The organism is Brunnivagina elsteri CCALA 953, from assembly GCF_002289455.1.
Taxonomy (GTDB): Bacteria; Cyanobacteriota; Cyanobacteriia; order Cyanobacteriales; family Nostocaceae; genus Brunnivagina; species Brunnivagina elsteri.
On sequence record NZ_NTFS01000302.1, the window covers coordinates 1 to 8,213 of the forward strand.

9 protein-coding genes are annotated in these 8,213 nt (G+C 38.3%); 5 read left to right on the plus strand and 4 right to left on the minus strand.

Going from position 1 to position 8,213, the window contains the following annotated elements; genetic code table 11:
- The coding region (locus tag CK510_RS21865) for a homoserine dehydrogenase (protein WP_143289379.1) at window positions 1-1,280 on the plus strand (1,280 nt) is incomplete at its 5' end.
- Between the two features lie 189 nt (window positions 1,281-1,469).
- Here the strand turns inward: CK510_RS21865 and CK510_RS32925 are convergent.
- Complete coding sequence (locus CK510_RS32925; protein WP_211293253.1) at window positions 1,470-1,619, minus strand: hypothetical protein; 150 nt, start codon at window positions 1,617-1,619, stop codon at window positions 1,470-1,472.
- Window positions 1,620-1,691: 72 nt separating this feature from the next.
- Between CK510_RS32925 and CK510_RS21870 the strand changes: the two genes are divergently transcribed.
- A complete protein-coding gene (locus CK510_RS21870) occupies window positions 1,692-2,795 on the plus strand; it encodes an S-layer homology domain-containing protein (RefSeq protein ID WP_095723702.1) in 1,104 nt (367 codons plus the stop codon).
- A gap of 160 nt (window positions 2,796-2,955) precedes the next feature.
- Here the strand turns inward: CK510_RS21870 and CK510_RS21875 are convergent, their stop codons facing one another.
- Complete coding sequence (locus tag CK510_RS21875) at window positions 2,956-3,390, minus strand: CAAD domain-containing protein (RefSeq protein WP_095723703.1); 435 nt, start codon at window positions 3,388-3,390, stop codon at window positions 2,956-2,958.
- 731 nt (window positions 3,391-4,121) lie between these two features.
- Between CK510_RS21875 and CK510_RS21880 the strand changes: the two genes are divergently transcribed.
- The 3 genes from CK510_RS21880 (at window position 4,122) to CK510_RS31945 (ending at window position 5,513) form a co-directional block, all read left to right on the plus strand.
- Complete coding sequence (locus tag CK510_RS21880; RefSeq protein ID WP_095723704.1) at window positions 4,122-4,514, plus strand: recombinase family protein; 393 nt, start codon at window positions 4,122-4,124, stop codon at window positions 4,512-4,514.
- 199 nt (window positions 4,515-4,713) lie between these two features.
- Entirely contained in the window at window positions 4,714-5,220 is a 507-nt protein-coding gene (locus CK510_RS21885; protein WP_095723705.1) for a CBS domain-containing protein, read from the plus strand.
- Window positions 5,221-5,354: 134 nt separating this feature from the next.
- Window positions 5,355-5,513, plus strand: coding sequence for a hypothetical protein (locus CK510_RS31945; RefSeq protein WP_158224944.1), 159 nt, complete (start codon window positions 5,355-5,357; stop codon window positions 5,511-5,513).
- Window positions 5,514-5,583: 70 nt separating this feature from the next.
- On the opposite strand, the gene CK510_RS21890 is transcribed toward CK510_RS31945, so the two are convergent.
- Window positions 5,584-7,740, minus strand: coding sequence for a TonB-dependent receptor plug domain-containing protein (locus CK510_RS21890; RefSeq protein WP_095723706.1), 2,157 nt, complete (start codon window positions 7,738-7,740; stop codon window positions 5,584-5,586).
- 48 nt (window positions 7,741-7,788) lie between these two features.
- The gene (locus tag CK510_RS31950; RefSeq protein WP_158224945.1) at window positions 7,789-7,941 is read right to left on the minus strand and encodes a hypothetical protein; all 153 of its coding nucleotides are present in this window, start codon (window positions 7,939-7,941) and stop codon (window positions 7,789-7,791) included.
- Window positions 7,942-8,213 lie beyond the last annotated feature (272 nt).

The window sequence follows — 8,213 nt, forward strand, 5'->3', positions numbered from 1 at the left end:
GAACAGGGACTGTACAACTGTTAATAGATAATGTTGGTCGTCATCCGTTGTTGAAAGAGGTAGAGATTTGTCGTGTGGGGGTAAAATCCCTCGATAAACCCCGTGCTGTGGAATTGCCAGTTGGAATAATTACTACAGATTTAGAGGCGATTGTTACTGACCCGCAAATAGATATTATTGTGGAATTAATTGGGGGAATCGATCGCGCACGTGAATTAATTCTCAAAGCGATCGCAAACGGTAAGCATGTAGTTACAGCCAATAAAGCCGTGATTTCCCGCTTTGGTGCCGAAATTTTTACTGCTGCAAATCAAGCTGGTGTGTATGTACTGCTGGAAGCTGCTGTAGGTGGTGGTATTCCCGTAATTCAGCCGTTGAAGCAGTCTTTAAGTGTCAATCGAATCAATACAGTGATAGGGATTGTTAACGGCACGACGAATTACATCTTGACGCGGATGCAAAATGAAGGTGCCAGTTTTGATGATGTTCTCGCCGATGCTCAACAATTAGGTTACGCTGAAGCAGACCCCACAGCAGACGTTGAAGGATGGGATGCTGCCGATAAAATTGCAATTTTGGCATCTTTAGCATTTGGGGGAAGGATTAACCGTGACGAAGTATTTAGTGAAGGAATTCGCCAGGTTAGTAAAACTGATATTTCCTATGCCGATAAATTAGGATTTGTAATAAAACTACTTGCGATAGCGAAGCGCTGCTCTCCTCTTTCTTCCTCCTCTTCTCCACCTACTCTCTCCGTGCGAGTCCATCCCACCCTTGTACCCAAATCTCACCCCCTCGCAAGCATTAACGGAGTATATAACGCGATTCTCGTTGAAGGGGAACCATTAGGGCAAGTAATGTTTTTCGGTCCTGGAGCAGGTGCTGGTGCAACCGCGAGTGCTGTTTCCTCTGATATTCTGAATCTTGTTGCCCATCTTAAATCCCGACAGAATTCCCATTCTAATTATAATCTAGACCCGCTTTTAGCTTGTTCCCATCAAGATTATTGTCAAATTGCACCCGTTTCTGAACTGGATGCTCGATTTTATACCCGATTTTTAACTAGAGACCAATCTGGGGTCATTGGGAAGTTGGGTACTTGTTTTGGTAAATACGGTGTGAGCTTAGAGTCGGTAGTGCAAACAGGTTTCCAAGGGGAGCTAGCGGAAATAGTCGTTGTCACCCACGATGTCCAAGAAGGTAAGTTTAAACAAGCCCTAGATGAAATTCGTACTTTTGAGGCAATCCATAGTATTCCCAGTTTGTTGCGGGTGATTTAGGCAGTTGGGAGGAGTTAGGAGGAGTTAGGAGTTAGGAGTTAATGCAAATGCTCAAGTTTTTTACCTTTGTACCCAAACCTTATAAGCTGTAATCTATAAAAGTGTTTTAATTTCCCTGCTATCTATTTAATTTTTCCTGTGATGTTCTCGGCGGATATTGTAAAAATTGTTGCAGTGACTTAGTTTTCTTTAGAGAACTCCACAGAAAGAAATGCCCAATGTCATTCTGTAGCTTGCTTCCCGCAGGGTGGAACGTACGCGCTGAGTCGCAAAGCGACACGCTGCGCGAACACGTTGCCGCAGGCTAGAATCTCGCGTAGATGCTTCGTTCCTCAGCATGACAACACAGGATCATTCATTTTGTGGCTTACTCTTAGTAAGAACAATTAATAGCGATCGCATATTATCACGATGACAAATTTACCTCCTTCCGACCCTCGCTCAACTCAGCGAAATTCCCTTGATTTTGATGATTTTATCGGTGTACTAGTTGCATTTGCGACTATTGGCTCAATCCTATTTTGGGCTTTATCTCGTCAAGAATCGAAATGGAATTTTGGTCAGTTGATGCCGTCTCTGTCTCCAACTGTTGTACCAAATCTCCAACCGAATCCTCAAGCCGGTATAGATAATAATCTACTTCTCAGTATGCCGAAAACTGAGGTACAACCGAACTTGGTCACTCAAGTTCCTGTGATTCCCAACTCAGATTTATCTCAGGATGATGCAAAACCTGGGATTCCAGCAATCGAAATTCCTGTACCTGAGAAACCCAAGGAAATTCCTTCCGTTCCAGGGGCTGGGGTTTTTGGCTTTATTCCACCACTTGTTGATGGTAATACCCCCAATATTTCCCCAAGTATTGCACCAAAACCTCAAGTTACCACGACCGTGGCAAAATTACCGACAATCCCACCTCCCAGGGCATTTACGGATGTACCTGATAAATTTTGGGCACAAGGCTTTATTAATGCTTTATCTTCGCGCAAAATAATTGAAGGTTTTGAAGATTATTCGTTCCGTCCAAATCAACCCATAAATCGGGCTGAGTTTGCCGCGATCGTAAATCGTGCTTTTAAGAAAGAGATTGGACAGACAAAGTTAAGCTTTAATGACATCCCGCAAAAATATTGGGCAACTGGAGCCATAAATGATGCGATCGCAACTGGGTTTATGAAGGGATTCCCTGACAAAAGCTTTAAACCCGATCAAAAAATTCCCCGCGCTCAAGTCTTGGTTGCCCTTATCAGTGGTTTAAATTTGAAAACACCTGCTTCCCCTGAAAAGGTAGTCAGCATCTACAAGGATGCTAAAGATATTCCCAAATATGCCATTCCCAAAGTTGCAGCCGCAACAATCGAAGGGCTTGTGGTAAACTATCCCGACAAAGGCAGTCTTGCCCCAAATCGAGAAATTACCCGTGCTGAAGCGGCAGCAATGATTCACCAAGCCTTAGTCAAAATGGGTCGGTTACAGCCCATTAAATCAGAAAATATCGTTAAAGCACCTAAATAATAATTCATCGTAGAGACGTTCCGGTGGAACGTCTTTGTCTTTAAACCGGAAAATCGAGACATTCGATTCCCATCACACAACACAAAATACAGCCACTTGCCATGTAGTATCTTCTACCAAAAAGCAAGCGGCTGTTATCATTCAGCAAATTTTAGATATATTATTCTTTGCCTACAACTTGATTTTTAATAGTTGAGATTTCAGTGGTTAACTCATCCCGACTATCTTTTTTGAGTAAATACCTGTAAACAAACCAAACTGAGTAACCAACCCCAATTAATTCAAAGGTTGGTGCTACTAAGGGAATGTCGTTCAATGCATCTAATACTGCGAGTACGACCCTAAGGGTGACAATCGAAGCCACAATTAAACCAAAGACAATCAATGGCTGCTTGTATTGATTAAATATATTTCCAGCATATTCGGGTAATGTTCCTAAAATACTAGAAATTTTCTCTCCGTATTTGATCCATTCGTCTTGAGAACCAGATGGCTGAACTTTGGTAATAGTTCCCAATTGGTTATTGATTTCCGGCATTGTAGCCTCTGGAGATTTTGTTTCCATAATTTCCGGTTCTTGCATTTCCGCTTCCATTTATGATGACAGTTAAGCTTTTCTCATGCTACAGAATGACAAGCAAAAAGCTGCTGGGTTAGGGGATAAGTTTTTTGTACCCCTAAAAACGACCTGACTAGCAGACTCGCTTCTTTACAACAATAATTGCTTTTATGCCATTTCTTCATCGACTACAAGGTAGAAAATGTATATAAAGGCAGAAGTCAATCCCTATCGGATGAGATATGACTAGGGGTTCTTCTATCAAAGATGTCTGTACCAACCTCTATGCTTTGTCATTCAACATTTATCGTAGGGGAAAATTAGATATCTGGCAAAATTTGTCTACTTTTTGCTATTATTTCTTATTTTATAAATCTTGAAAAAAGTGTTTGCAAGTGTAATCTCCGCATAATGGATTAACAGGAGGTATCTTACTATACTTGCGCCCGTGTTCTTTTTAGATGTTTGTCGCAATCTGAAAAAATCTTCTGTAAAAGAAAACAAAATAAACAAAGTTAACAATTTATACTCTTGGATGAGTGTAAGTAGATTAAATCCAGCGTTTTATAGTTAGGCTGAATTATGCCTGTATATTGAATTTTGACTCAAATCTGATTGTTTGATGTGAATAAGGATTGCGATCGCATATTTTTGCACTGAAGATATATCACACTGTTGTGATTCGCAAAAGGATTGAAAGCATACGTGTACATACTTAAGATATTGAGTTAAGATAACAACGCCCATAACATTCTACCCTAAAGAAAATGACAGCAGATAACTCCAACGACGGAAGTATCTGGGAACGGCTAGAGCGTGGAAGAAAATTAAAGGCTGCACGTGGTGGTTACGCTGGATATGGTTCACCACCATATGGACTAACCTCAATTAATGGCGAACTTGTCGAAAACCCCGACGAACAAGCGATAATTGAAATGATCCGTCGTCACCATAAGTCAGGAAAATCTTTACAGCAAATAGCTAATTGGCTGAATGAGAACGGTTACAAAACAAAGCGAGGTCAGATGTGGAAACGAATATCTGTTAAGCTTGTTCTAGACCGACTCTACGGCACAACACCAAGAATATCTGGTGTTTATTCCCATATAGAGAATGATAATATTATCTATGTAGGTAATGAATTGGAGGAAAGTTATTAATGTACCTCTAGTACTAATTATTTAATTTGTGGCTAGTTTGACTAACCAATATCAATTGTGAACACTCTTCTATGCTGAATTTGCATCTGCTCAGTGTAACATCCGTTATTATATGTTTCAATTGAAGCAAAGTCCACTAGCCATAGCGAAGCTGTATCGTTTATGCATTTTGATGAGCCGTTGATAATCGAAAGAGATATTGAAAGCGCTATTGATCGTCAGCCATTATTTAGTTACTCCCGATATTCCCCTATTTGAAGTAGTGGTTTTGATGAGTCAGAGGAAGTACAGCCAGAATCCATTTATTCTGGCTGGTAATCCCAGTTTGAATGATGGAAAACGCAAGATTTCGAGTTTTGTGCTAGTGGTGGAAGAGGAAAAACTACTGGGGATATTTACAGAACGGGATATAGTCAAGTTAGCGGCTGAAGGGAGAGATATGCAAACTTTAACCATCGGGGAAGTGATGACTCCCGATGTAATTACTTTGCCTATTAACTCATTGCGCCATGTCTTTGGTCCGTTGTTTTTATTCCGCAGGTATAAAATTAGACATTTGCCCATTGTAGGCGATCGCGGTGAGTTGATTGGGATTATTTCGCAGGATAGCATTAGGCAGACACTGTTGAGAAGACAGTTCAAACCTCAGAATCGCAGAAAATTCAGCAAATACTCAACCAAAAAATTGACGAGCAGAGGCAGCTAGAGCGCTTACTATCTCACGCATCTGAAAATTTAGGTAATATTTTCACTAAAAATAATATTCCGTCTAATATACAGCAATCTCACATGCAATCTGTGTTATTCGATATCGAACAAATGTAGATTTTAGTTCGCAAAATGAATCAAGAAACGAAAGATTTGCAAAATTTAGCACTAGCAGATGTCGATGAGGATGGAAGTATTTACCCCAGTCATACAATAATTGAGCAAAGTATAGATAATGAAATAGAGGAAAATTTCCCAAAGTCATTACCTAATATAGCTACTGGAATTTAATTTACTTTTTATATCCCCCCATATCCCCAACTGTTTCAAAAGTCAGGAATATGGTGAATCAAACTAAATATCAAATGTTTGAACTTAAACCAACGCGAAAAGTTAAACCAGGGCTATAAATTCTATTTACTCTTTCGTACTGTTCTCCCAGTAAATTTTCTAAGTAAAATGTTAGTCCCAATTTTTGATTTACGGGTACGCGAGCGCTCAAGTCTAAATTTAGATAAGATGGTGAGAAATCTGTGGTTTTCTCCCCAGGATTAGTAAAAAATGCTCGACGAGCGCCACTATAATAAGTAGCATATAAATTAGCTTGCCATCCGTTTTTTTCGTAACCAATTCCTGTTTGCAAATTCGAGTAAGGAATTAAACCCAATTGTAACCCTGATTCGGTTCCAGTTTGAATTTTGGCATCGGTGTAAGTATAGTTGAAAAATGTTGACCAGTGACGCACCATTTTCCACCGCAAGGCAGCTTCAAAGCCATTTGTATCAACTAAACCAATATTTTGCCATTTGCCTTGAATGATGCCTAAACGCTCATCTAAGCTACTACCAAAATAAGTAAATTGTCCGGTTAAATTTTGGGATAAACTAACATCAATTCCAGCAGTCCAAGAAGAACCTGTTTCTGGTTTTAAATCGCGATTTGACAACCAACCATGCACAGTATCGTAAACATATTTTTGGTCTAAACCGGGATTTCGTTGTACAGATGCCCAACTTCCACGTAAAGCTATATTTGGTGAGATTCCATAGCGGAAACCAGCGCTAGGATTGAAGTAGTTTCCAAATTCTGAATCAAAGTTTTGTCTCAGTCCTAAATCAAATTGTAATGCATCGTTAATATTAATAGTATTAACTGCAAATAAAGCTGTATTAAACAAGCTTCTATTTTCTTCTTCATTGAGACTAATTCTATCTGGACGAGTACTATTTACTATTCCATCTAAGTTGAGATTATTTAAATCTAAACCCCAGCGAAGTTGATAATTGGAGGAAATTTTCCATTCATGGTCTAATCTAGCAGTAAATTGTTGGGTATCTAAAGTTCCTGTGCGGTAAAACTCTGTATTTCTGAAAACCGTGGGACCATAAGTGTTAAAGTAATCTTGATTGAATCCAAATGTAGTTGTGAGTTTGGAATTATTTGCCAGTTGAGATTTCCAGGCTAAACCAATATTTAATCCATCATGGTCAAGTCTATCCTTTTGTAATGGAAAACCAAAATAGACTAAACCACGACGACTACTGAGTTTTTTAACATCTAAACTCAGGGTATTTTTCTTGTTTAAATCAACTCCAATATTCCCAAAATAAGTGCTGGTAGCTGTATCAGCATTAAATAAGTTACCACTACTATCACGGTTCGCAGCACCAACGGGAACTTTATATTTGTTATCGGTCAAAAAGCGCTCAAAACTCAAGTTGTAACGAACTTTTTCAGTTCCACCACTAAAACTTGATTGTTGATTATTTGAATTCAAAGAACCAAATTCTACAGTTGCATTTAGTTTTGCTTTCCCACTACCTTCTTTGGTAATGATGTTAATAACTCCACCAACTGCTGAGGAACCATATAAGGAACTCGCGGCACCACTATATAATTCTACTCTATCTATTGCTTCGACGGGAATACTATTTAAATCTGTAGCACCATGATAGGTATTGATATTACTATTAATTGGTCTACCATTAATCAGAATTACTGACTGATTTATTGATGCACCACGATAATAAGTGCCAGTGTGAATATCTGCACCATGACCAACATCATTAATTGCAAATCCCGGCATTCTTTTTAAGATATCAGCAACACTAGATGCACCTTGTTTTTGAATTTCTTCTTTGTCAATTATGTGAGTTGGAGTTGATTCTGGAAGTGCATCTTTTTCACCAATGGCTTCTAATTGAATCTCTGAATCGTCTTTTTCTGTCGTATTAGTTTGAGAGATATTTTCAGAATTAATTACTTTATTGAATTCATTTACTTCATTTACTTCATTTACTTCACTTTCTCCAATTTCTCCAATTTCTCCAATTGGTTGAGTTAGTAAACTAGCATTAGTTCCTGGTAATGTAATATCGCTAATGTTCGGGATATTTGATTGAGCTTTTTCGCTTTGATTTTGGTTTACTTGATTAATTTTAGTATCAGATGCAAGTGATGGGAAAGCGATAAATAGACTGAGTAAACTAATTGGAAATAAGTACAAATTCTTTTTCATTTTCTTAAGGGTTATTTTTTTTGCTAAAAATTGCGGTTGAATTCAGGATTATTGTTTTGTTGCGATCGGTAAATCTAGATTAAGTTGAAGTTTGTCTATTGCATTCACATGATTATTGTGACGGTAGAGATTTAAAACTTCCCCAATTACTGATTTCTGACGACGATAAATTTTTGACCAAAATCCAGATACGTTCTGCAATTAATGGAATAGAAACCACGCTGAATATGAGCAGAGGGAACATAACTATTCCATCTGCCGCAAATATATTTTTTATTGCCATTTATTTTTTTTGAAGCTTCCTGATGTGAACTCTATCAATTTCTATTTTGCGGAATACACAAAAGATTATCGGTATTTTAAATCAATTGTCAACTAATTTTATAACATCTGAGTAATATTATTATCTTTGACAATCTGTCTTACTTAAGTATTTTTCATCTACGGAAGTTTTACAAGCTGTCATATATAGA